Origin of the sequence: Lentzea alba (assembly GCF_047445655.1) — a bacterium.
GTDB lineage: Bacteria > Actinomycetota > Actinomycetes > Mycobacteriales > Pseudonocardiaceae > Lentzea > Lentzea alba_A.
In genome coordinates, this window is record NZ_JAJAEG010000013.1 from 56,899 (window position 1) to 79,091 (window position 22,193).

Genomic DNA, 22,193 nt, shown 5'->3' on the forward strand with positions numbered 1-22,193 from the left:
CTAGGGACTGGAACGTCAGAAGGAGTGAGTCGCATGGACGCGACCCCACGTCCGGCCAGGCTCGCCGTCGGTGTCATCTCGGCAGGCCGGGTCGGTTCGGTGCTGGGCGCCGCGCTGGCCAGGACGGGCCACGTGGTGGTCGGCGCATCCGCCGTCTCCCAGGCCTCCCGCAACCGCGCGGAGGAGCTGCTGCCCGGCGTCCCCGTCGAGGACCCCACCGAAGTCGCCCAACGAGCCGACCTCGTGCTGCTGGCCGTGCCGGACGACGAGCTCGAAGGCCTGGTCAAAGGCCTCGTCGCCACGGACTCGTTGCGCGCGGGGCAGATCATCGTGCACACCAGTGGCGCGCAGGGCGTGAAAGTTCTCGAACCCGCAGCTCAGCTCGGTGCGCTGACGCTCGCGCTGCACCCCGTCATGACGTTCACCGGCCGGTCGGAGGACCTGCTGCGGATGAGCGCGGCGTGCGTCGGCGTCACGGCCGCGGACGGCGACGAGGTGGCCTGGAGCGTCGGCGAGGCGCTGGTCGTCGAGATGGACGCGGAGCCGGTCCGGGTCCCCGAGGCCGTCCGCCCGCTCTACCACGCGGCACTGGCCCACGGCGCGAACCACCTGATCACGCTGGTCCGCGACGCGGCGGACCTGCTCACGAACGCCGGCGTCGCGAACGCCGAACGCCTGCTCGGCCCGTTGCTGTCCGCGGCGCTCGACAACTCGCTGCGCCACGGTGACCGCGCCCTCACCGGTCCGGTCGCCCGCGGCGACACGGGTACCTTGCGCAAGCACCTGAGCGTGCTCGCCGAGCAGGCACCCGACACCCTGCCCAGCTACCGCGCGCTCGCCCGGCGCACCGCCGACCGGGCCGAACGCTCCGGGCTGCTCAAGCCCGACGCGGCCGACGACGTTCGCACCACACTCGAGGACTGACGTGACCAAGCCACTCACCAAGGACGACTACCGCCCGGACGACGTCACGGTGCACCGCGACCCCGAGCGGCTCAACCGCGTGGTCAAAGCGCTGCGCAACGCCGGTCGCAACGTGGCGCTGGTGCCCACGATGGGCGCCCTGCACGCGGGCCACCGGCAGCTGATCCGCGAGGCGCAGGTCATGCAGAACACGGTGGTCGTCGTGTCGATCTTCGTGAACCCGTTGCAGTTCGGGCCGAACGAGGACCTCGCGAAGTACCCGCGCCAGTTCGAGTCCGATGTGGACATCTGCCGCGAGGAGCGCGTGGGCCTGGTGTTCGCGCCGTCCGTCGAGGACATGTACCCGGCGGGCGCGCAGGTCACCGTGCACCCCGGCCCGTTGGGTGACGAGCTGGAGGGCGCGTCGCGGCCCGGCCACTTCGGCGGCGTGCTCACGGTGGTGTCGAAGCTGTTCAACATCGTGCAGCCCACGTACGCGGTGTTCGGGCAGAAGGACTACCAACAGCTGCAGCTGATCCACAAGATGGCGCGGGACCTGAACTTCCCGCTCGACGTCGTCGGCGTGCCGACCGTTCGCGAGCACGACGGCCTGGCGCTGTCGTCCCGCAACGCCTACCTGAGCCCGGAGCAGCGGCAGGCCGCCGTCGCGCTCTCGGCCGCGCTGACCGCGGGCGCCCACGTGAGTTCGCAGGGCGCGGACACGGTGCTCAAGGCCGCGCACGACGTGCTGGCCGCGACTCCCGAGGTCGAGCTGGACTACCTGGAGCTGCGCGGGGTCGACCTCGGCCCCGCGCCGGAGAACGGCGACGCGCGCCTGCTCGTGGCGGCCCGCGTCGGTTCCACCCGCCTGATCGACAACATCGCGGTGTTGCTCGGCGAAGGCGACGAGTAGGGGGAATGACATGTTCCGCACGATGCTGAAGTCCAAGATCCACCGCGCCACCGTGACGCAGGCCGACCTGCACTACGTCGGCTCGGTGACGGTGGACGAGGACCTGATGGAGGCCGCCGACCTGCTGGCGGGCGAGCAGGTCGCCATCGTCGACGTCACCAACGGCGCTCGGCTGGAGACCTACGTCATCCCCGGCGAGCGCGGCACCGGCGTGCTGGGCATCAACGGCGCTGCGGCGCACCTCGTGCACCCCGGCGACATCGTGATCCTCATCGCGTACGGGCAGATGGACGACGCCGAGTCGCGGACCTACCAGCCGCGGGTCGTCTTCGTGGACGCCGACAACAAGGTCGTCGACCTCGGTGCCGACCCCGCGCACGCCCCCGAAGGCTCCGGACTGGTGAACGGCTCCACGAGCGCCCCGAGCTCGTCGCCGTCTTCTGAGACCGTTGAGGCGACCGCGCTGGACGCGTTGATCCAGGCCGACAACTAAGGAATCGCCAAGTGCTGCTCGCCATCGACGTCGGCAACACCAACATCGTGCTCGGTCTGTACGACGGGGTCGGCGACTCGGCCCCGCTCGTGCGCGACTGGCGCATGCGCACCGACGCCAGGATGACCGCCGACGAGCTCGCGCTGACCATGCGCGGCCTGCTCGGCGAGTACGCCGACAAGATCACCGGCATCTCCGCGCTGTCCACCGTGCCCGCGGTGCTGCGCGAGCTGCGGGTGATGCTCGGCCGCTACTACGACGCCGTGCCGAAGATCCTGGTCGAGCCGGGTGTGAAGACGGGCGTCCCGCTGCTCGTGGACAACCCGAAGGAGGTGGGCTCGGACCGCGTGATCAACACGCTGGCCGCGCACCACCTCTACGCGACCTCGTGCATCGTGGTCGACTTCGGCACGTCCACGAACCTCGACGTGATCTCGTCGCGCGGCGAGTTCCTCGGTGGCGCGCTGGCGCCGGGCATCGAGATCTCGGTCGACGCGCTGGCCGCCCGCGCCGCCCAGCTGCGCAAGGTCGAGCTGGTCAGGCCGCGCAACGTCATCGGCAAGAACACCGTGGAGTGCCTGCAGTCCGGCATCGTCTACGGCTTCGTCGGCCAGGTGGACGGGCTGGTGCGCAAGATCACCGACGAGCTCCAGCAGACCGACCCCGGCCCCGTCACGGTGATCGCGACCGGTGGCCTGGCGCCGTTGGTGGTCTCGGAGTCCTCGACGATCGCGCACCACGTGCCCGACCTGACCCTGTTGGGGTTGCGGCTCGTGTTCGAGCGCAACATGCCTAGTCGCTGAGACGAACCACCCGGAAGACCTCTGCTCGCAAGGGGACGTCGAACGGCCCGTTCGACGTCTCCGGGCGGGAGCGGAGGAACGCCAGCATCTTCTCGTTGATCGCGCTGCGCTCCTCGTCGTCGACGACGAGCATCCGCGAGTGCGTGTTGACGGTGGCGACGAGCTCTTCGGGCGACTCCCTGCGTTGCACGTGCGGGAACGTCTTCCACTCGACCGCGCCGAACGCCGGGTGCGTCATGACGCCCGTCGGGTCCTGCTTCTGGGACTCGACGCTGCCCGTCGACACCCGCTCCAGCTCACCCAGCCACTCGACGTCCGGGTCCGGCAGGATCCACATGGCCGTCAGCACGCCGCCGGGCCGCAGCACTCGCGCGATCTCCGGCATGGCCTTCTCCTGGTCGAACCAGTGGAACGCGGTCCCGACGAACACGGCGTCGACCGACTGGTCGCGCACCGGGATGTGCTCCGCGTGTCCGGGCAGCGCGCGCACGTCGTGCACACGCCTCACCAGCTCGGTCAGCATCTGCTCGTTGGGCTCGACGGCCGTCACGTGGTGGCCCTCGGCCACCAGTCCCGCGGTCAGCTTGCCGGTGCCGGCGGCGAGGTCCAGGACCTCTAACCGCTCAGGCTTGCCCAGAGGCTCCAATGCCCACCGGATCGCCGCCACGGGATAGTCAGGCCGGTGTTCGGCGTAGGCGTGGGCCTGCGCGCCGAACGAGTCCGCTCGCCTCGCGTGTAGATCCATCCACCTAACTTAGGGTGTCGCGGATCCGGTGGGGTATCCGGTTCGCTCGGGCACGACGCCCTTCCGTACCCTTCTCGGCGTGAGTGAGCAGCCGAAGCAAAACCTCGTGACCAGCGAAGAAGACCTGCCAGAGCAGATGCGCGTGCGCCGGGAGAAGCGTGCGCGGCTGCTCGCTTCCGGTAAGGAGCCGTATCCCGTCGAAGTCGCGCGCACGCACACGTTGCGCGAGATTCGTGAAGCGCATCCCGAACTCGAACCCGACACGCAGACCGGTGAGATCGTCGGAGTGACCGGCCGGGTCATGTTCCTGCGCAACACCGGAAAGCTGTGCTTCGCGACGTTGCGGGAAGGCGACGGCACCGAACTGCAGGCGATGCTGAGCCTCGCCGGAGTCGGTGAAGAAGCGCTTTCCGAGTGGAAGACCGACGTCGACCTCGGAGACCACGTTTTCGTGCACGGCGAGGTCATCAGCTCGCGCCGCGGCGAACTTTCCGTGATGGCCGACGCGTGGCACCTGACGTCGAAGTCGTTGCGCCCGTTGCCGGTCGCGCACAAGGAACTCGGCGAGGAAACCCGTATTCGTCAGCGATACGTCGACCTGATCCTGCGGCCGTTGGCGCGCGACACCGTTCGGACCCGCGCGAACGTCGTTCGTTCTCTGCGCGACTCGTTCCACCGGCGCGGATTCCTCGAAGTCGAGACGCCGATGTTGCAGTCGCTGCAGGGTGGTGCGACCGCGCGTCCGTTCATCACGCACTCGAACGCGCTCGACATCGACCTCTTCCTGCGCATCGCGCCGGAGCTGTACTTGAAGCGCTGCGTCGTCGGTGGGATCGAGAAGGTCTTCGAGATCAACCGGAACTTCCGCAACGAGGGCGTGGACTCGTCTCATTCGCCCGAGTTTTCGATGCTGGAGTACTACGAGGCGTACGCCACGTACGACTCGGTTCAGAAGCTCACGCGTGAGGTCATCCAGGAAGCCGCTGAAGCGGTGACCGGTTCTCAGATCGTGACGTTGGCGGACGGCACCGAGTACGACCTGTCGGGTGAATGGACGACGATCAGCATCTACGACTCGTTGTCGGGTGCGGTCGGTGAGGAAATCACCCCCGACACGCCTGCTGAGGTGCTTCGCAAGCTTTGCGACCGGCACGAACTGGAAGTCAACCCGAAGTTCGGGCACGGCAAGCTGGTCGAGGAGCTGTGGGAGCACCTGGTGTGCGACTCGCTCTACCTGCCGACGTTCGTGCGCGACTACCCGGTGGAGACGTCGCCGCTGACCAGGCAGCACCGCACCAAGCCGGGTGTCGCCGAAAAGTGGGATCTCTACATCCGCGGATTCGAACTCGGCACCGGTTACTCCGAACTGGTGGACCCGGTCATCGAGCGGGAACGCCTGGAAGCTCAGGCACGTCTTGCCGCCGCAGGCGACAACGAGGCGATGCCGGTCGACGAAGACTTTCTGCGATCACTGGAGTACGGAATGCCACCGACTGGTGGCGTCGGAATGGGTATCGATCGGCTGCTGATGGCCCTCACCGGTCTGGGTATCCGGGAGACCATCTTGTTCCCGCTCGTTCGCCCTGAATGAGTAACTTTCCGGATGTCGATAGGTGCAATGTGCCAGCCGTGCGCTAACCTGCGTCGCAGAAGGCTTTAGTTGGCGACGCGGGTGCACCGCGCATTCGGGGTCCAGGAGGATACGCATGGCGCAGAAGGTCACCGTGACCCTCGTCGACGATCTGGACGGCTCCACCGCCGAGGAGACCGTTGAGTTCGGGTTGGACGGTGTCAGTTACACGATCGACCTTTCCTCGGGCAATGCGGGCAAACTGCGGGACGCTCTTGCCGACTTCGTCGGAAGTGCACGTCGTGCGGGTGGTCGCAAGCGCGTTGGTCCCGGTCGTCCGGCCGGTGTGAAGGCGCGTCCGGCCTCGGCGGATCGTGAGCAGAACCAGGCCATTCGCGAGTGGGCTCGCAAGCAGGGCATGAAGGTGTCGGATCGTGGCCGGATCCCGGCCGAGGTGCTCGACGCCTACCACCAGCAGGGCTGAAATTCGCAAAATCACGAAGGGGTTCCGGGATGATTCCCGGAACCCCTTCGCGTTATTTGAGTGACTGATCAACTACTCGCCGCGCGGTGAAGCCGACCCAAACGAATTTGGTTGACCTAACAACAGGTTGCCAATATTGCGCGCCGATCTTCTTCGTGAGTTTCTCTCCGGTTGTGACCAGAACCGCGCACCTTCGTGGCGGTGACCTGCGGTAGTTCGGTTAGGCTTACCTGTCTTCAGCTGGAGCGAGGAGGGTGGGCCTTGGGTCGTAGGTCGTTCGGCCTGCTCTTCCTGCTGATCGTGCTCGTCGCCGTGTGCCTGGCGAGCATCGCGATCGGCTCGAAGGAGATCCCGCTGGCGGGGGTGTGGCACGGGCTCTTCACGCCGACCGGCGTCGAGGACGACGTGGTCATCCGCGAGCTCCGGATCCCTCGTACGTTGCTCGGCATCGCGGTGGGCATCGCGCTGGGTATCGGCGGTGCGTTGATGCAGGGCCACACGCGCAACCCCCTGGCCGACCCCGGCATCCTCGGCGTCACGCACGGCGCCGCGCTGGCGGTCGTGCTCTCGATCTTCCTGCTCGGCGTCTCGTCGCTGGTCGGCTACATCTGGTTCGCCTTCGCCGGCGCGATGATCGCGAGCGTCGTGGTGTTCCTGCTCGGGTCGGCGGGGCGTGCCGGGCCTTCGCCGGTGACGCTGGCGCTCGCCGGTGCCGCGGTTTCGGCTTTGATGCACGGCCTGGTGTCCGCGATCGTGCTGATCGACCAGCAGTCGCTCGACGCGTTCCGGTTCTGGCAGGTCGGCGCGATCGCCGGGCGGGACATGACCGTGCTGACCCAGGTCCTGCCGTTCCTGGTCGTCGGCCTGGTGGTGGCGGCGTTCAACGCACCTGGGCTCAACGCGTTGTCGCTGGGCGAGGACGTGGCGAAGTCGCTGGGCGTCAACGTCAACAGGACGCGGTCACTGGGCATCCTGGCCGTCACGCTGCTGGTGGGCGGCGCCGTTGCCGCGTGTGGTCCCATCGGGTTCCTGGGGCTGGTGGTGCCGCACGTCGCGCGGGCGTTCACCGGGCCGGACTACCGCTGGATCCTGCCGTACTCGGCGCTGCTCGGGGCGGTGCTCATCCTCGTGGCCGACATCGCCGGCCGGGTGGTCGCCCGCCCGTCCGAAGTGGAGGTCGGCGTGATGATGGCGCTGCTCGGCGCGCCGTTCTTCATCTACCTGGTGCGGCGCAAGAAGCTGGTGAAGATTTGACCGCGACCGCGCTGAGGGTGGGAGCCACCTCGTTCAAACTGCGCCGCCGGCCGTTGCTGGTGGTGGCGGTGTCGCTGGTGGTGCTGGCGGCTCTGCTGGTCGCGGACATCATGATCGGCGACTTCCCGCTGACCGCTGCTCAGGTGATCGACACGTTGCTGGGCGGTGGCACGCGCCGCGACCAGTTCGTGGTGATGGAGCTGCGGATGCCGCGGGCGCTGACCGGGTTGCTGGTCGGTGGCGCGCTGGGACTGTCCGGGGCGATCTTCCAGGCGATCGTGCGGAACCCGTTGGCGTCGCCGGACATCCTGGGTGTGACCTGGGGTGCGGGTGCCGGTGCGGTCTCGGTGATCACGTTCGCGGGGTCGCTCGGGGTGGTGACCGGTACCGCCGCTTCGGTCGGGGTGCCGTTGGCCGGGCTGGCCGGTGGGTTGTTCACCGGGTTGCTGGTTTACGCGCTGGCTTGGCGGCAGGGCATCGAAGGCTTCCGGATGGTGCTGGTCGGCATCGGGATCACCGCTGTGGCCGGCAACTTCACGCACTACCTGTTGACGGTCGGCGATGTGTTGGACGCCGGGCGGGCGATGGTGTGGATCACCGGGTCGTTGAACGGGCGTGGGTGGGAGCACGTTGTGCCCGTGGCTTTGGCGCTGGTCGTGCTGGTTCCGGTGGCGTTGATCGGTGGGCACGTGCTGGGGGCGCTGCAGTTCGACGACCAGACCTCGCGCGGGCTGGGTGTGCGGGTCAACGTGGCGCGGTCGTTCCTGATCGTGGTGGCGATCGTGTTGGCGTCGGTGGCCACGGCTGCTGCTGGGCCGATCGCGTTTGTCGCGCTGGCCACGCCGCAGATCGCGTTGAGGTTGGCTGGGACTGCTCAGCCGCCCTTGTTCGGGTCTGTGGTGGTGGGTGGGGCGCTGGTCGTGCTGTCGGATCTGGTGGCTCGGACGGTCTATCGGACTGAGCTGCCGGTCGGAGTGGTGACGGCTGTGCTCGGGGCGCCCTATCTGATGTACCTGCTGGTTCGGAGTCGCCGGGAGGCTCGGGTATGAGTGTTCGTCTTGAGGCTTCCTCGTTGTGCGTGGGGTATGGGGAGCGGCTCGTTGTCGACACCCTGGATCTGTCTGTTCTCGGTGGGACTGTCACGGCCGTGATCGGGCCCAACGGGTGTGGGAAGTCCACTCTGCTGAAGGCTCTGGGGCGGTTGTTGCCGGCTCGGTCTGGTGCGGTGTTGTTGGACGGCAAGCAGATTGATCGGATGGCCACTCGGGACGTGGCTCGGGTGTTGGGGATGTTGCCGCAGTCTCCGTCTGCGCCTGAGGGGCTGACTGTGGCGGATCTTGTTGCGCGGGGGCGGCATCCGCACCAGGCCTGGTATCGGCAGTGGTCTTCGGATGATGCGGCTGCTGTCGATGCTGCGTTGGAGATGACTGGGATTTCGGATCTTGCCGAGCGGACTGTGGATGAGCTGTCCGGGGGGCAGCGGCAGCGGGCGTGGATCTCGATGGCGCTTGCGCAGGGGACGGATCTGTTGCTGCTGGATGAGCCGACCACCTATCTGGATCTTGCTCATCAGATCGATGTGCTGGATTTGGTGCAGGAGTTGCACTCCAGCATGGGGCGGACTGTGGTGATGGTGTTGCACGATCTGAACCTCGCGGCTCGGTATGCGGACAACATCGTGGCCATGAGGGATGGGCGGATCGTGGCTCAGGGGGCGCCGTCTGAGGTGTTGACCGAGTCGATGTTGCTGGATGTTTTTGGGCTGGATGCTCGGGTTGTTGAGGATCCGGTTTCTGGGACGCCCCTGGTGGTGCCGGTGGGGTCGCGGCATCGGTTGCCGTAGGTGAGTTTGTAGCGACGCCTGGTCCGTAGGTGGTCGCCTTGCGGGCGGCGACCTTGCGTTGCGTGCCTCCCCTGGGGGCTCTGCCCCCAGACCCCCGGCAATCTGATCAGGGGGTTAGCGCCGCGGGCGGGTTGATGGCACGCCTGTTGGGTTGGGTTGGGCGTCCGGCGGTTGCGTTGGTGCTTGCGTTGGTTTGTTGGTGTGTGGGCGGTGGGGGTCCCGTCACCGCCGGGACCGCTCGGGAAAGACGGCTCGCCTTCGGCATCGCATAAGGGCAGTGGGCTCACCCGGTGCGTAAGGGCGGTGCAGGCTCACCCGGCGTGGTGCGGCAGGGCGGTGGGCGGCAGGTCGGCGGCTTGCCTGCGGCGTCGCGAGAGATCAGGAGCAGGTGCGGGGGCAGGCCGTGCAGGGCTCTGCGTCGGGGAGGACGTAGTGGAAGCAGCAGCTGTTGCGCTTGCGCTTCCAACCCTCCTCGGTGAAGTGCAGGGTTGAGGCTGAGACGAACGGGGCGAGCTTCTCCGGGAGGAGCAGGGCGGCGTCGGTTACGCCGCCGTTCTCGTCGCCGCAGAGTCGGCCTGCTGCCCAGGCGCCGTATTCCAGCATGTCGGTTGCTGCGGCCCAGAGTTGGCGGCGGCCGAAGCGGACCACCTGGCCGAAGGAGGCGACGAATTGAGCGGCGTGGGCTGCGTAGCGGGCGCGGAGGAGAGAGGCGAGGGCTGCTTCGTTGGCGACGACGGTGGCGGCGGGGTGGTTCGAGGCCGGGTCGTCCGGGAGGCAGGCGAACTCGTCGGAGAGAACTGAGATGCCGTCCGGGTGTGGACGGCCGTCGGACGAGATGTGGAACGCGAGGTCTGAGGGTTTCAGGGTTGGTACGCGGCGGGCGGTGTGGAAGAGGAGGCCTGCCAGGTAGCCGGGGACGTGCAGGTACCAGCCCATGATGTAGCCCGCGGTGGCGCGGGGGTCGGATTCGCCGTACTGCTCGACCATCCACTCGGCCAGGTCTTTGCGCCAGAGGTCGAAGGCCTCGGGCTCGGCCAGGAGGTCTGAGCAGATCGTCCAGTCGCGCGAAGGGGTGCCGAAGCGGATGTCGGAGTCGGTCTCCAGGCGGGCGATGGACTCGGCAAGAGGCGTGAGCGCACGCGGGTTCTGCTGTGAGACCCTCGCAGGTACGGTCAACGCGCAAGTCCTTATCTCAAATGAATGAGGCTTGCCTTACCTTACCTGTGATCGCCGCTGTCGCGCCTCCTGTGGTGGTCCCGGTCACACGAGTATCGCTCAACGGTTGGTTGTTCGCGCTGAGCGGACATCGCCCGATCTGTGGAATCCGTTGCTCCCGACCTGCGTTGATGCCGATGTCAAGGTTTGCCGGATGCGGTTGGCCGCTGATGGGAACCACAGGCCTCGGGACCGCCCACTACAGTGGAGCCACGGTGCCGCGCTCACCAGGGTAGATCGGTGGAGCCGAGGACCGCCGACGCAGCAGTCAGGGAGTGCGAATGTTCGAAAGGTTCACCGACCGCGCGAGGCGGGTGGTTGTCCTTGCCCAAGAAGAGGCACGGATGCTCAACCACAACTACATCGGCACCGAGCACATCCTCCTGGGTCTGATCCACGAGGGTGAAGGTGTCGCCGCCAAGGCGCTCGAGTCGTTGGGGATCGCGCTGGAGGGCGTCCGCCAGCAGGTCGAGGAGATCATCGGCCAGGGCCAGCAGGCTCCGAGTGGACACATCCCCTTCACCCCGCGCGCCAAGAAGGTGCTGGAGCTGTCTCTGCGCGAGGCGCTGCAGCTCGGCCACAACTACATCGGCACCGAGCACATCCTGCTCGGCCTGATTCGAGAGGGTGAGGGCGTTGCTGCGCAGGTCCTCGTCAAGCTCGGCGCCGATCTGAACAGGGTGCGGCAGCAGGTGCTGCAGCTGCTGTCCGGTTACTCGACGGAGAAGGGCGCGTCGGAGTCGACCGGTCGTGGCGAGGGCACCCCTTCGTCTTCCCTGGTCCTCGACCAGTTCGGGCGCAACCTCACTGCCTCGGCGCGTGAGGGCAAGCTCGACCCGGTGATCGGGCGCACCAAGGAGATCGAGCGGGTCATGCAGGTGCTGTCCCGCCGCACCAAGAACAACCCGGTCCTCATCGGCGAGCCCGGCGTCGGCAAGACCGCCGTCGTCGAGGGGCTGGCGCAGATGGTCGTCAAGGGCGAGGTGCCCGAGACGCTCAAGGACAAGCAGCTCTACACGCTCGACCTCGGCTCGCTGGTCGCGGGCTCGCGCTACCGCGGTGACTTCGAAGAGCGCCTGAAGAAGGTTCTCAAGGAGATCCGCACGCGCGGCGACATCATCCTGTTCATCGACGAGATCCACACGCTCGTCGGTGCGGGTGCCGCCGAGGGCGCGATCGACGCGGCGAGCATCCTCAAGCCGATGCTGGCTCGCGGTGAGCTGCAGACGATCGGTGCGACCACGCTCGACGAGTACCGCAAGCACGTCGAGAAGGACCCCGCGCTGGAGCGCCGCTTCCAGCCGATCCAGGTGGGCGAGCCGTCGCTCGAGCACACGATCGAGATCCTCAAGGGCCTGCGCGACCGGTACGAGGCGCACCACCGCGTCTCGATCACCGACTCCGCGCTGGTCGCCGCCGCCACGCTGGCCGACCGGTACATCAACGACCGGTTCCTGCCGGACAAGGCGATCGACCTCATCGACGAGGCGGGCGCTCGCATGCGCATCCGCCGGATGACCGCGCCGCCAGACCTGCGCGAGTTCGACGAGAAGATCGCGGACGTGCGTCGCGACAAGGAGTCCGCGATCGACGCGCAGGACTTCGAGCGCGCGGCGAAGCTCCGTGACGCGGAGAAGCAGCTCCTGGGCCAGAAGGCCGAGCGGGAGAAGCAGTGGAAGGACGGTGACCTGGACGTCGTCGCAGAGGTCGACGACGAGCAGATCGCCGAGGTCCTCGCCAACTGGACCGGTATCCCGGTGTTCAAGCTCACCGAGGAGGAGACCTCGCGTCTGCTCCGCATGGAGGACGAGCTGCACAAGCGGATCATCGGCCAGGTCGACGCGGTCAAGGCCGTGTCGCAGGCGATCCGCCGCACCCGCGCCGGCCTGAAGGACCCGAAGCGCCCCTCCGGCTCGTTCATCTTCGCCGGCCCGTCCGGTGTCGGTAAGACCGAGCTCTCGAAGGCGCTGGCGAACTTCCTGTTCGGCGAGGACGACGCGCTCATCCAGATCGACATGGGCGAGTTCCACGACCGGTACACCGCGTCGCGGCTCTTCGGTGCCCCTCCCGGTTACGTCGGCTACGAAGAGGGCGGCCAGCTCACCGAGAAGGTGCGCCGCAAGCCGTTCTCCGTGGTTCTCTTCGACGAGATCGAGAAGGCCCACCAGGAGGTCTACAACACGCTGCTCCAGGTGCTGGAGGACGGCCGCCTGACCGACGGTCAGGGCCGGACGGTGGACTTCAAGAACACCGTCATCATCTTCACGTCGAACCTGGGCACATCGGACATCAGCAAGGCCGTCGGCCTCGGCTTCACCTCGGGTCAGGACACCGCGTCCAACTACGAGCGCATGAAGAACAAGGTCAACGACGAGCTGAAGAAGCACTTCCGCCCCGAGTTCCTCAACCGCATCGACGACATCATCGTCTTCCACCAGCTGACTCAGGACGAGATCATCAAGATGGTGGACCTGATGATCGCCCGCGTCGAGGCCCAGTTGAAGAACAAGGACATGGCCATCGAGCTGACCGACAGGGCGAAGTCCCTGCTGGCCAAGCGCGGCTTCGACCCGGTGCTGGGCGCTCGCCCGCTGCGCAGGACGATCCAGCGCGAGATCGAGGACACCCTGTCGGAGAAGATCCTGTTCGGCGAGATCCAGCCGGGCCAGATCATCATCACCGACGTCGAGGGCTGGGACGGCGTGTCCGACGACCACGACAAGGCGAAGTTCGTCTTCCGCGGCGAGGCCAAGCCGAACCGCGTGCCGGACGCTCCGCCGGTCGACCTGGCAGCCCCCGCGGCCACCGAGCCGCAGGACGCTCCGGCGACCGAGACCGAGTGATCTAGCAGCTGAGAAGAGAACGGCCCCCAGGCTCCGGCCTGGGGGCCGTTCTCGTTGTTGATCGGGTCACTCGGCCGCATCGATTAGGCCGTTTCGCCGCGAACTGGAACAGTGCCTGCCACTATGGCTCGCGATCTTGTGAGGAAAGTGGAAGTCCTGGGGGAGGTTCGCTAGTGCCGTCGGCCGCCTTTGAGCAGCTCGTGGCTCAGTTCGAGCAGTTCCAAGCTCGCATGCAACACGTGGACAAGCAGTTCGCCAACATCGGCGAGATGCAGCAACAGTTGACCGAGATGGAAGCCGTCGCAACCTCGGCCGACCGCGCCGTGACAGTCGTGGCAGGCCCGTCCGGCACCATCAAGGCCATCAGGCTGACGGACCAGGCCATGCGCAGATCACCGCAAGCCCTGGCCGCCGAACTGATGTCAACGCTGCAGCAGGCCGTCGCCGAAGCAGCCCGCCGCCAAGCCGGCATCGTCGAGGGCGCCATCGGCACCGACATGAAGCTCTCCGACCAGGTCCTGGAAACCCAGGCCCAACTGTTCGGAATGTCCAAAGAGGACCTCCGCGCCGCCACCGCGGCCGACGGTTCCACACCACCGCCGCTGCCGCCTGCCGCCGCACATCCGCCGCGCCCGCCGATGCCTGCCGCGCCACCGGCACCGCAGCCCGGTCAGGTCCGGCAGCCGCCGCCTGCACGCAGGCCCGCGCCTGAGCCGCCGGAGGACTTCTCCCAGCAGAACGTCATGCGCGGCAACTCCTGGGACGACAGGTCGCCGCAGGCTCCGGCCGCTCCGTCCAAACAGGACGGCCGCTTCCTGAGCCTCTACGACGACGAGGACGGCCGATGAGCGGGTTCAGCGTCAACCCGGACGAGCTGCGCGAGTTCGCGGGTCAGCTCCAGGGTCATCAGAACTTCGCCAGCCAGGTCGCGGCTCTCGTGGACAAGGCGGACGTTGGCGACAAGTCGTGGGGCGTGGTCGGCATCTTCGTGAAGCAGCAGTACACGCAGATGCTCAAGGACCTCCAGGACACGATGAAGGCCATGACGGAGGGGCTGGACTCCGGTGCGGAGAAGTTCCGCGACACCGCGCAGGGCTACGCGGACCAGGAAGAGGCTCTGAAGAAGATCCTCGACGGCATCCAGGTCGAGAGGGGTTAGCGCCGCCATGGCTGAAGATCCCTATTACGCCGACAAGGGCGGCGAGAACGAGATCAAGATCAAGGTCGGGGAGAAGGACCTCGGCGAGAAGGCGATCGAGAACATCCCCATCTACGGCAACTTCGTCAAGGCGAAGGAAGCCGCGGGGGAGGCGGGTGAGACCGGAGGCGTCGCCGGCCTGACCTCCGAGGGCAGCGCGCTGGTCACCTCGGTCGTCGAGTTCGGTCAGGGCATGGTGATGGACCCGATCGGCTGGCTGGTCGGTCAGGGTCTGAACTTCCTGATCAGCGTCGTGCAGCCGCTCGAGGACTGGATCCACTTCGTCAGCGGTGACGGTCCTGCGTTGCAGCAGGCTGGTGAGAACTTCGGTGAGATCGCCAAGGGCATCTCGGACCTCAGCACGAGGTTCACCGAGGACCTGCAGAGCACCGTGACGAGCTGGGGCGGCAGCGCCTCGGAGTCGGCCGCCACGAAGCTGGGCGAGTTCGCTCACGGCATCGACGGCGTCGCGCACCAAGCCGGAGAACTGGCCGAACTGCTGCTGATGTCGTCGATGGTCATGCAGGTCATCGAGGACGTCATCAAGGCGATCATCTCCGAGCTGATCACCTGGCTGATCATGATCTGGATTCCCGCGCTGGCCGCCGCCGTGCCGAGCTGTGGCGCGTCGACGGCGGCCGCGGGTGCTGCGACCGGCGTCCGGGTCGCCTCCACCGCGAGCCGGGTCTCGCGGATCATCGCGAAGCTGAAGCAGCTGCTGACCAAGATCATGGACTTCCTGCGGAACCTGGCGAGCAAGGCCAAGAACCTCGGCAGCGGTTTCAAGAAGGCCATGGCGGACAAGAAGGTTCGCAGCCAGGAGGCGACCGACAAGCTCAAGGACATGTCGAAGTGGGACAGGTTCAAGAGCAATCCGGTCGACAGGATGAACAGCCACGACGGCATCGTCGGCGAACGGATGCAGCAGGGCTTCTGGAAGTCGATGGGTGACGCGGTCGGCAACGAGGCGCTGGCTCAGGTCAACGGGGCCCATGAGAAGGGCGCTCGAAACCAGGCCCTCCGGGAGAAGGCTGCCGAGTCCGGCGCAACCGGAACTGATCACGGGAAACAGCGCATCGAAGGGTTTCTGGACATCTGATCATGGACCTTCTGTTGAAGATCTGGAACGAGTACGTCCTCACTCCGCACTTCCTCATCTGGCTCTCCGTCGTGATCGGTTTCCTGGTCGGGCGGCGCTGGCTCCACTTCCGCAACCACGCGAAGGGGCGGGACGCTCAGATCGCCGCGCTGACCCCGTTGGCGCAGCGACTCGGTGGAAAGGTCCTCGGTCCTGACGAGGCCGCGATGTGGACGGCCGAGCTCCGCAAGCCGTTCGAGAACGAGTTCTCGATCGCGTTGCGTTCGAAGCGGCAGTTCGACCTGTCTCTGGACTTCCAACGCGGTGCATGGCACGTGCGCGTGACCGAGGCATCGGTCCGGTACGACACTCGTGGCTTCGGTGTGCGCTGGATGCAGGAGCACCGCATCGAGGTCGCCACCGCTCGCCTGGCGCCGATCAAGACCAACCGTCCCAGCAAGTACAACTCCGACGGTTCACCGTCGTCGCCCGGCCGGCTGAAGGACAAGTGGAAGGAGTTCGTCAGCTACAAGCCGACGACCGTGAAGCGCGACGACGCCGAGTGGGCTCCGGTGCCGTTGCTGTCGCCGATGGACCAGGAGTTCTCTGCGTACGGCAGCGATCCCGCGGCGGCTGCACGAGAGCTGAACTTCGACGCGCTGCACTGGCTCATCGAGCAGGAGGAGAGCCTGCCCATCTGGGCCAAGAGGATGTCCCTGACCTTTGAGTCGGGCTTCGTGTACCTGGTTGTGCACGACCACATCTACCCCGATGACCTGATGGTCGTGGTCGACATGATCGTCGGACTCCTCGACCGCATGCCCGGCGCGCGGCCGAGGCATCCCGCGGCGGCTCTCTGACTCAACGAGCGCACTGCCCGGCCGCGTCTTTGGGGTGAAGCCGAACAACCGGAGGGCACATGGTGATCCTCGCGGCCGCCGTGGTCGTGTTCATCGTCGGCTACTTCGTGGTGCAGCCTCGCTGGTTCGCCAATGAACGCGATCGGGCGCTCGTCACGCAGACCCCTGCGCTGACGGCACTCGCGGAAAGCCTCGGCGGCACGCTGACCGGCCCGGACGGGGCCGGTGCGTGGTCGCCGAGGCTTCAGCGGGCGAAGTCCCGGCCCGAGCTCACGCTGGACTTCCGGCGCGGGTCGTGGCACGTGCGGGTCACCGAGGTGTCGATCGAGCAGGGGTGGCTGGCCGACAGCGCCGGGAAGTGCCGCACGAGTTCTTCCCGCTGACCTTCGAGGGCGGGTTCGTCCACACGGAGTGCCAGGGGCAGATCGATGCCGACGGGCTCGTGTTCGCGGTCGACATGATCCTGGAGACGCTCGACCGGTTATCTGGCGTGGAGCCACGTGACCTTGCTGCCTAGCCGGGGCATCACGGCGAACCCGGCCAGATCGATGTACTCCGGGACGGGGTCGTCGTACTCGACCTTGCGTTCGTAGTTGAAGCCGAACATCCCCTGGAGCACCGCCTCGGCCTCGCCGAGAGGGGGCTCCACCGGGTAGTCGTCGTCCTCGTCTTCGTATTCCGCGTAGTTCAGCTTCTCCAACGCCAGGGGAGCGCCGATGTCCTCGATCCAGCCGGCGTCGTTGTCCCACGAGAAGCTGAACGAGCGGCGCAGGGTGCCGTCGCGCGACCAGATCGCCCAGGCGTAGGCCCGATCGCCGTACTTCGCGTGCAGGTACAGCGTGCGGCCGGCGGCCTCCTGAACGAACCTCGGTGGCAGGCTGGACGGGGTGTCTTCCGCGGCGTCGCGGGTGCAGACGATCGAGACGCCTGGGAAGACGGCGGCGTAGACCTCGCCATCGGGTGGGGCGGCGGAGTCGCGGAGCGTGCCGTCGGTGATCGGGTGGATGTCGTGCGACGGGTACAGCCGCTCGATCAACGCGCGGGTGGCCTCGCGGTCGATCTCCGGGCAGGTGCGCAGCACCGTGCTGACGTCCGTGGACGCGTACACGAGCATCCAGTCGTTTGCTCCCACGAGAAACAGGATGCCGGAGGGGTCTGACAGTTCCGGCAGGCAACGGGACCTCGGTGCCAACCGTCCCCCAATCGTGGGGACCACACCGGAGACTGACGAGCGCTCGGCGACACTGCACGACGTGGTCACCACCGAGGTGAAGGCACCATGGAGCGGATTCGCCACGTTCCTGCTGGTCATCTGCGCTATCGCGTTCGTAGCGGCCGCGCTCATCAGACTGCTCGGCATCGACGGCACCCGGTACATGATCGCCACGACGTCGCTGACCCCGTACATCACCGTGTTGGGCCTGCTGATCGGGCTCGGAGCGCTGCTGCGCAAGCGGTGGGCCATCGGGCTGGTGATGACGCTGGTGGGGGTCGTGCTGGTCGCGAACGTGGTGCCGCGGACGTTCCCGGACTCACGGCCGAACGGCGTGGGGCAGCCGGTGCGGGTGATGACGTCGAACCTGCTCACCGGCATCGCGGACGCGGAAGCGATCGTGCGGGAGGTCAGGAACCGCAAGGTCGACATCCTGGCGATGCAGGAGCTGACGCCGGAGATGGTGCGCGACCTCGACCGCGCCGGTCTCAACCAGGTGTTGCCCAACCGGGTCTTCCTCGACGAGCCGGGCGGGTCGGGCAGCGGCATCGCCTCGAGGTACCCGCTCACGCAGCGGAACCTCACCCCGCCGGGCACGTTGCAGCAGGCCGGGGCGCTGGTGGACCTGCCGGGCAAGGACATCGAGGTCGTGTCGGTGCACCCGTTGCCGCCTGTCGTGATCGCGGGGCCGGAGGCGTGGCAGCGGGAGCTCGCAGGGCTGCCCGTGCCGGACTCCACCGGCGCGCTGAGGGTGCTCGCGGGCGACTTCAACGCCACGCTCGACCACGTCGGCATCACGCGGTTGCTGAACAAGGGGTACGTGGACGCCGCCGACCAGGTCGGCAAGGGTCTGATCCACACGTGGCCGAGCAACAGCGGGATCTGGCCGCCGCCGGTCACCATCGACCACGTGCTGGTGGACGCGAAGTGCCCGGTCGACACGGTGGACGTGTTCGACGTGCCCGGCAGTGATCACCGGGCCGTCGTCACGCAGTTCGTCGTGCCAAGGCTGTGAGGGCTTCCAACGCGCCGACCGGCAACGACACACCGCGGCCGTGCCGGACCTCCGGCTCGCGGATGTTGATCCGGATCAACCCGCCGTTGGCCGCGCTCGCCAGCTCGGCCTGACGCCGCACGGTCGGGACCGCGGTGCCGGCACCGATCTCGATCACGACCAGGTTCCGCCGCGTCCGCCGCCACGAGGTCAGCTCGTCCAGCTGGGCCTGACTGCGGTGCGGCACCCAGCCCCAGTCGCCGAACATCAGGATGTTGGGCCTGGCCAAGCCGCCGCAGTTGGGACACGACGGCAACGGGCCGATCGCGCGCATCGTCTCGGGGTCGACGGTGACGTCGAACGAGCACTCCCAGATTTCGTCGGTGCACGGTTCCACGCACTGGACGTGGTGGATCGAACCGTGGACCTCGGCGACGTCCGTGAAGCCCGCCTTCTGGAACTGTCCGTCCACATTGGACGTGAACACGCGGGCACCCCACGAACGCAGGATCTCGAAGCCCTCGTGCGGCACGGTCGCGCGGTACAGACCTAAGCGGTGGCCGTAGAAACCCCACGCCAGCTCGGGATCGTCGGCGAAGTGCACCGGATCGGCGATCTCCTCGAACTTCAGCCCGAGGCGCTCGTACGGCGGATAGGCCCGCCAGAAGCCCTCGGTGCCGCGGAAGTCCGGCAGACCCGAGTCGACCCCCATGCCGGCACCGGCGCAGACGAGCAACGCGTCCGCGCCGGCGATCAGCTCGGCGGCCCTGTCGTAAGCCTGGTCGATCACTGCTTGGGCTTGCTCCCCAGCACGACCTCGAACTCCAGCAGGTCGGCACCGGACGCCACGGGCTTCGCGCGCTCACCGGAGTGCGCCGCCTCGCCGGCACTGCCGGTGCGCCACGCCACGAAGTCCTCGTGGGTCTCCCAGTGCGTCACGACGAAGTAGCGGTCCTCGCCGGCGACCGGGCGCAGGAGCTCGAAGCCGAGGAAGCCGGGCTGGCCGTCGACCGCGCCGAGGCGGGCGGCGAAGCGCTTCTCCAGCTCGGGGCCGTTGCCCTCGGGGACCTTGATCGCGTTGATCTTCACGACTGCCATGACACCCACACTAGCGGCGCACACCGACAGGCAGCAGGTACTGATCTTCCGGAATGCCCGACGACCGGAACCAGGCGTTGAAGAACCCGCCGAGATCCTGGCCAGAAGCCTTCTTGAAGTGGTCCTCGAACTCCGGCCACGAGGCGTTCGAGTCCCGATGAGTCGCGGTCCACGACTGCAGCGCCTTGAAGAACACGTCGTCACCGACCTGCTTGCGCAGCGCGTGCATCGCCATGATGCCCTTGTCGTAGACGCCCCGGAACTCGTTGCCCTTGCCCATGTCGTAGAGCTTCGGCGCCCAGAACGACGACCGGCCCCGCAGTTCGTCGACCCGGCCGCGGTAGCGCTGGTCGAGGTCCGCGCCCTCCTTCTCCAGCCACAGCCACTGCGAGTACGAGGCGAGGCACTCGTTCAGGCAGATGTCCGCCCAGTTCTCCAGCGTCACCGAGTCGCCGAACCACTGGTGGGCGTTCTCGTGCACGACCGTCTCCAGGTCCGCCCACGACGCGTAGATCGGCCGGGTCTGCGTCTCCAGCGAGAACCCGATCTGGTCGGCCACCCAGATGCTGCCGGCCGCGCGCTGCGGGTACGGGCCGAACTTCGTCTCCAGGAACGTCAGGACCTCCGGCAGCCGCGCCTGGATCGGCTTCTTGGAACCGGACGTGCCGGGGGCGTACGCGTCGAGCACCGGCGCGCCGCTGGGCAGCTTCGAGCGCACGATCTCGAACTTGTCGACGGCCACCGTGGCCAGGTACGTCGCGAGCGGAGTCTCCTCGGACCAGTTGAACGTCGTCCAGCCGCCATCACGCGTCACGGGACCTTCGAGGCCGTTCGAGACCGCGGTCCAGCCGTCGGGCACGCGGGCTGCGACCTTCAGCGCCGCCTTGTCGCGCGGGGTGTCGTTGGCCGGGAACCAGGTCGTCGCGGAGTGCGGCTGACCTGCGGCGAAAGCGCCGCCGGTCGACGAGATCTGCCAGCCGCTGCGGCCCAGCGAGGCATCGTTGATCGTGGTCGGCTTGCCGCCGTAGGTGACGACCGCGGTGAACGGCTTGCCCTTCGCGAGCGGCGCGGCAGGCGTGATCACCAGCTCGTGGTCGCCCTCCTGCACGAACTTCGCGGGCTGACCGCCGACCTGCACCTCGTGGACCTGCAGGCCTTCCAGGTCGAGGTTGAACCGGCTCAGGTCGTCCGACGCCACGGCCGTGACCTTGGCGACGCCGTCGAGCTGCTTCGAACCGGGGTCGTAGGTGATCGCCAGGTCGTAGAGCGTGACGTCGTAGCCGCTGTTGCCGTCCGTCGGGTAGTAGGCGTCGCCCGCACCCGCACCGGCCTCCACGGCGGCCTGCGGTGACGTCTCCTGGCGCTGCTGCTGCGCCGGGTCACCGCCAGGCGTGCGGAACACGACCAGCAGACCCGCGACGAGCACGAGCAACACCAGGGCGATCAGGTAGGGGCGGGCCTTCATGCGTTTAATCATCCCTGTGTCGGTGGTGGAGTTCGGCGGAACGGGTCAAGGCGTGCTGCTCCTGCACGGCCTGATGAGCAGGGCCACTGCCTGGTGGCCGGTCGCACAGTGGCTGCAGCCGTTCGGTCGCGTGGTCGGGATCGACCAGCGCGGGCACGGCCGAAACCCGCAGCGGGGGCCGTTCCGCTCCGAGGACTTCGTCGCCGACGCCGCGAAGGCGATCGAGGACCTCGGCCTCGGACCCGCTGTGGTGATCGGGCACTCCATGGGCGGGCTGCACGCGTGGTGTCTCGCGGCGACCCGTCCGGACCTGGTCCGCGCGATTGTGGTCGAGGACTTCGCCCCGGACAACCGGGGCAAGACGATCGACGAGTGGAAGTGGTTCTTCGACGCGTGGCCGGTGCCGTTCCAGTCGCTCGCGCACGTGACGTCGTTCTTCGGCTCGCCGCTGTTCGCCGAGTACTTCGAGGAACGCGCGGACGGCTGGCACCTGATCGCCGAGATGGACGACCTCTACGAGATCGCCGCCGAGTGGGGCACGCGGGCGTACTGGGACCTCATCGACGACGTCCGGTGCCCGTCACTGGTCATCGAGGCAGGTCAGGGCGGCCAGCTCCCCGGCCAGATGGAAGAGGCCGCGCGCAGGTCGGGCGGCCGGTACCTCTACGTCCCGGAGGCTGGCCACGTCGTGCACGCCACCGCGCCGTGGGTCTACCGAGGTGCGGTGGAGGCCTTCTTGAGCACGTCGATCTCGCCGGTCTGAGTGTCGACGATCGACACCTCGCGGACCTTCGCGCGGATCGGCTCGACCGGGAACACCGCGGCGAACGCGGCCTTCACCGCGGAGTCGTCGACGCCCTGGACGAGAGTGCAGTGCGGCACCCAGTTGCCCGGCAGGTAGTAGGCACTCGGGTTCTTCACGTTGCTCGCCAGCACGTCGTGAATGGCGGAGTGCACGGCGAGGAGCTCGGTGTCGACCACGGCGGCCAGCATCAGCACGTTGTCGACGGTCGAGAACGTGCTGAGCGAGTGCAGGTAGAGGTCCGGCATCCACAGCCGTTCGAGGTCCTCGCGCAGCTCCTTGCGCACCTTCGGGCCGATGGTGCTCGCCACGGCGTAGGTGAGGTGCGGCGGGTACTCGTGACGAGCGCCGATGCGTCGCTGCAGGTCGCGGACCTTCTTGTCCGCCTCGTCGTCGAAGAACGCCACCAGCGCGTGCAT

The 22,193-nt window shown here is 67.5% G+C and carries 24 protein-coding genes; 17 read left to right on the top strand and 7 right to left on the bottom strand.

From position 1 onward, the window contains the following. Window positions 1-33: 33 nt before the first annotated feature. The 4 genes from LFM09_RS22150 to LFM09_RS22165 are packed head-to-tail and all read left to right on the top strand — an operon-like array spanning window position 34 to window position 3,112. Complete coding sequence (locus tag LFM09_RS22150) at window positions 34-924, top strand: Rossmann-like and DUF2520 domain-containing protein (RefSeq protein WP_414098430.1); 891 nt, start codon at window positions 34-36, stop codon at window positions 922-924. 1 nt (window position 925) lies between these two features. Next, window positions 926-1,816, top strand: a complete 891-nt coding sequence (gene panC, locus LFM09_RS22155) for a pantoate--beta-alanine ligase (RefSeq protein WP_414098431.1) — start codon at window positions 926-928, stop codon at window positions 1,814-1,816. Window positions 1,817-1,826: 10 nt separating this feature from the next. Beyond that, window positions 1,827-2,309, top strand: a complete 483-nt coding sequence (panD, locus tag LFM09_RS22160; protein ID WP_414098432.1) for an aspartate 1-decarboxylase — start codon at window positions 1,827-1,829, stop codon at window positions 2,307-2,309. An 11-nt stretch (window positions 2,310-2,320) separates the two neighbouring features. Further along, a complete protein-coding gene (locus tag LFM09_RS22165) occupies window positions 2,321-3,112 on the top strand; it encodes a type III pantothenate kinase (RefSeq protein ID WP_414098433.1) in 792 nt (263 codons plus the stop codon). Here the strand turns inward: LFM09_RS22165 and LFM09_RS22170 are convergent. Then, complete coding sequence (locus tag LFM09_RS22170; RefSeq protein WP_414098434.1) at window positions 3,102-3,857, bottom strand: class I SAM-dependent methyltransferase; 756 nt, start codon at window positions 3,855-3,857, stop codon at window positions 3,102-3,104. The genes LFM09_RS22165 and LFM09_RS22170 overlap by 11 nt on opposite strands. 136 nt (window positions 3,858-3,993) lie before the next feature. Between LFM09_RS22170 and lysS the strand changes: the two genes are divergently transcribed. From lysS to LFM09_RS22195, 5 genes are all read left to right on the top strand, one after another. Then, window positions 3,994-5,448 carry a lysine--tRNA ligase gene (lysS, locus tag LFM09_RS22175; protein WP_414098638.1) on the top strand — a complete coding sequence of 485 codons (1,455 nt, stop codon included), beginning with the start codon at window positions 3,994-3,996 and terminating at the stop codon, window positions 5,446-5,448. Window positions 5,449-5,563: 115 nt separating this feature from the next. Beyond that, window positions 5,564-5,911: a histone-like nucleoid-structuring protein Lsr2 gene (locus LFM09_RS22180; protein WP_030471050.1), complete on the top strand. Its 348-nt coding sequence runs from the start codon at window positions 5,564-5,566 to the stop codon at window positions 5,909-5,911. 261 nt (window positions 5,912-6,172) lie between these two features. After that, window positions 6,173-7,165 carry a FecCD family ABC transporter permease gene (locus LFM09_RS22185; protein WP_414098435.1) on the top strand — a complete coding sequence of 331 codons (993 nt, stop codon included), beginning with the start codon at window positions 6,173-6,175 and terminating at the stop codon, window positions 7,163-7,165. Next, complete coding sequence (locus tag LFM09_RS22190) at window positions 7,162-8,214, top strand: FecCD family ABC transporter permease (protein ID WP_414098436.1); 1,053 nt, start codon at window positions 7,162-7,164, stop codon at window positions 8,212-8,214. The genes LFM09_RS22185 and LFM09_RS22190 overlap by 4 nt, the downstream gene beginning before the upstream one ends. Then, complete coding sequence (locus tag LFM09_RS22195; protein ID WP_414098437.1) at window positions 8,211-9,008, top strand: ABC transporter ATP-binding protein; 798 nt, start codon at window positions 8,211-8,213, stop codon at window positions 9,006-9,008. Before LFM09_RS22190 ends, LFM09_RS22195 begins: the two co-directional genes overlap by 4 nt. 378 nt (window positions 9,009-9,386) lie before the next feature. On the opposite strand, the gene LFM09_RS22200 is transcribed toward LFM09_RS22195, so the two are convergent. Then, the gene (locus LFM09_RS22200) at window positions 9,387-10,184 is read right to left on the bottom strand and encodes a (2Fe-2S)-binding protein (RefSeq protein WP_414098438.1); all 798 of its coding nucleotides are present in this window, start codon (window positions 10,182-10,184) and stop codon (window positions 9,387-9,389) included. Window positions 10,185-10,504: 320 nt separating this feature from the next. Here LFM09_RS22200 and LFM09_RS22205 point away from each other — a divergent pair, with 320 nt between their 5' ends. The 6 genes from LFM09_RS22205 (at window position 10,505) to LFM09_RS22230 (ending at window position 16,585) form a co-directional block, all read left to right on the top strand. Next, window positions 10,505-13,066, top strand: coding sequence for an ATP-dependent Clp protease ATP-binding subunit (locus LFM09_RS22205; protein WP_414098439.1), 2,562 nt, complete (start codon window positions 10,505-10,507; stop codon window positions 13,064-13,066). 230 nt (window positions 13,067-13,296) lie between these two features. Next, complete coding sequence (locus LFM09_RS22210; RefSeq protein WP_414098440.1) at window positions 13,297-13,914, top strand: YbaB/EbfC family nucleoid-associated protein; 618 nt, start codon at window positions 13,297-13,299, stop codon at window positions 13,912-13,914. Next, window positions 13,911-14,225: a WXG100 family type VII secretion target gene (locus tag LFM09_RS22215; protein ID WP_414098441.1), complete on the top strand. Its 315-nt coding sequence runs from the start codon at window positions 13,911-13,913 to the stop codon at window positions 14,223-14,225. Before LFM09_RS22210 ends, LFM09_RS22215 begins: the two co-directional genes overlap by 4 nt. Before the next feature lie 7 nt (window positions 14,226-14,232). Continuing rightward, window positions 14,233-15,363 carry a WXG100 family type VII secretion target gene (locus LFM09_RS22220; protein ID WP_414098442.1) on the top strand — a complete coding sequence of 377 codons (1,131 nt, stop codon included), beginning with the start codon at window positions 14,233-14,235 and terminating at the stop codon, window positions 15,361-15,363. Between the two features lie 2 nt (window positions 15,364-15,365). Further along, window positions 15,366-16,202, top strand: coding sequence for a hypothetical protein (locus LFM09_RS22225; protein ID WP_414098443.1), 837 nt, complete (start codon window positions 15,366-15,368; stop codon window positions 16,200-16,202). A 59-nt stretch (window positions 16,203-16,261) separates the two neighbouring features. Continuing rightward, on the top strand, window positions 16,262-16,585 hold the full coding sequence (locus LFM09_RS22230; RefSeq protein ID WP_414098444.1) for a hypothetical protein: 324 nt from the start codon (window positions 16,262-16,264) through the stop codon (window positions 16,583-16,585). A gap of 98 nt (window positions 16,586-16,683) precedes the next feature. Here the strand turns inward: LFM09_RS22230 and LFM09_RS22235 are convergent, their stop codons facing one another. Then, window positions 16,684-17,334, bottom strand: a complete 651-nt coding sequence (locus tag LFM09_RS22235) for a DUF6928 family protein (protein ID WP_414098445.1) — start codon at window positions 17,332-17,334, stop codon at window positions 16,684-16,686. Window positions 17,335-17,407: 73 nt separating this feature from the next. On the opposite strand from LFM09_RS22235, the gene LFM09_RS22240 reads away from it, so the two are divergent. Continuing rightward, entirely contained in the window at window positions 17,408-18,430 is a 1,023-nt protein-coding gene (locus LFM09_RS22240) for an endonuclease/exonuclease/phosphatase family protein (RefSeq protein ID WP_414098446.1), read from the top strand. Here LFM09_RS22240 and LFM09_RS22245 read toward each other — a convergent pair. From LFM09_RS22245 to LFM09_RS22255, 3 genes are read right to left on the bottom strand one after another with little or no spacing between them, the layout of a single operon-like run. Next, window positions 18,402-19,196 (bottom strand): SIR2 family NAD-dependent protein deacylase, encoded by a 795-nt coding sequence (locus LFM09_RS22245; RefSeq protein ID WP_414098639.1) that lies wholly within the window; start codon window positions 19,194-19,196, stop codon window positions 18,402-18,404. The two genes, LFM09_RS22240 and LFM09_RS22245, sit on opposite strands and share 29 nt — an antisense overlap. Continuing rightward, a complete protein-coding gene (locus tag LFM09_RS22250; RefSeq protein ID WP_414098447.1) occupies window positions 19,196-19,507 on the bottom strand; it encodes an antibiotic biosynthesis monooxygenase family protein in 312 nt (103 codons plus the stop codon). The genes LFM09_RS22245 and LFM09_RS22250 overlap by 1 nt, the downstream gene beginning before the upstream one ends. Window positions 19,508-19,517: 10 nt before the next feature. After that, on the bottom strand, window positions 19,518-20,972 hold the full coding sequence (locus tag LFM09_RS22255) for a M1 family metallopeptidase (RefSeq protein WP_414098448.1): 1,455 nt from the start codon (window positions 20,970-20,972) through the stop codon (window positions 19,518-19,520). On the opposite strand from LFM09_RS22255, the gene LFM09_RS22260 reads away from it, so the two are divergent. Then, window positions 20,971-21,735: an alpha/beta fold hydrolase gene (locus LFM09_RS22260; RefSeq protein WP_414098449.1), complete on the top strand. Its 765-nt coding sequence runs from the start codon at window positions 20,971-20,973 to the stop codon at window positions 21,733-21,735. The two genes, LFM09_RS22255 and LFM09_RS22260, sit on opposite strands and share 2 nt — an antisense overlap. Here LFM09_RS22260 and LFM09_RS22265 read toward each other — a convergent pair. Further along, the gene (locus LFM09_RS22265; protein WP_414098450.1) at window positions 21,684-22,193 is read right to left on the bottom strand and encodes a 2'-5' RNA ligase family protein; all 510 of its coding nucleotides are present in this window, start codon (window positions 22,191-22,193) and stop codon (window positions 21,684-21,686) included. The genes LFM09_RS22260 and LFM09_RS22265 overlap by 52 nt on opposite strands.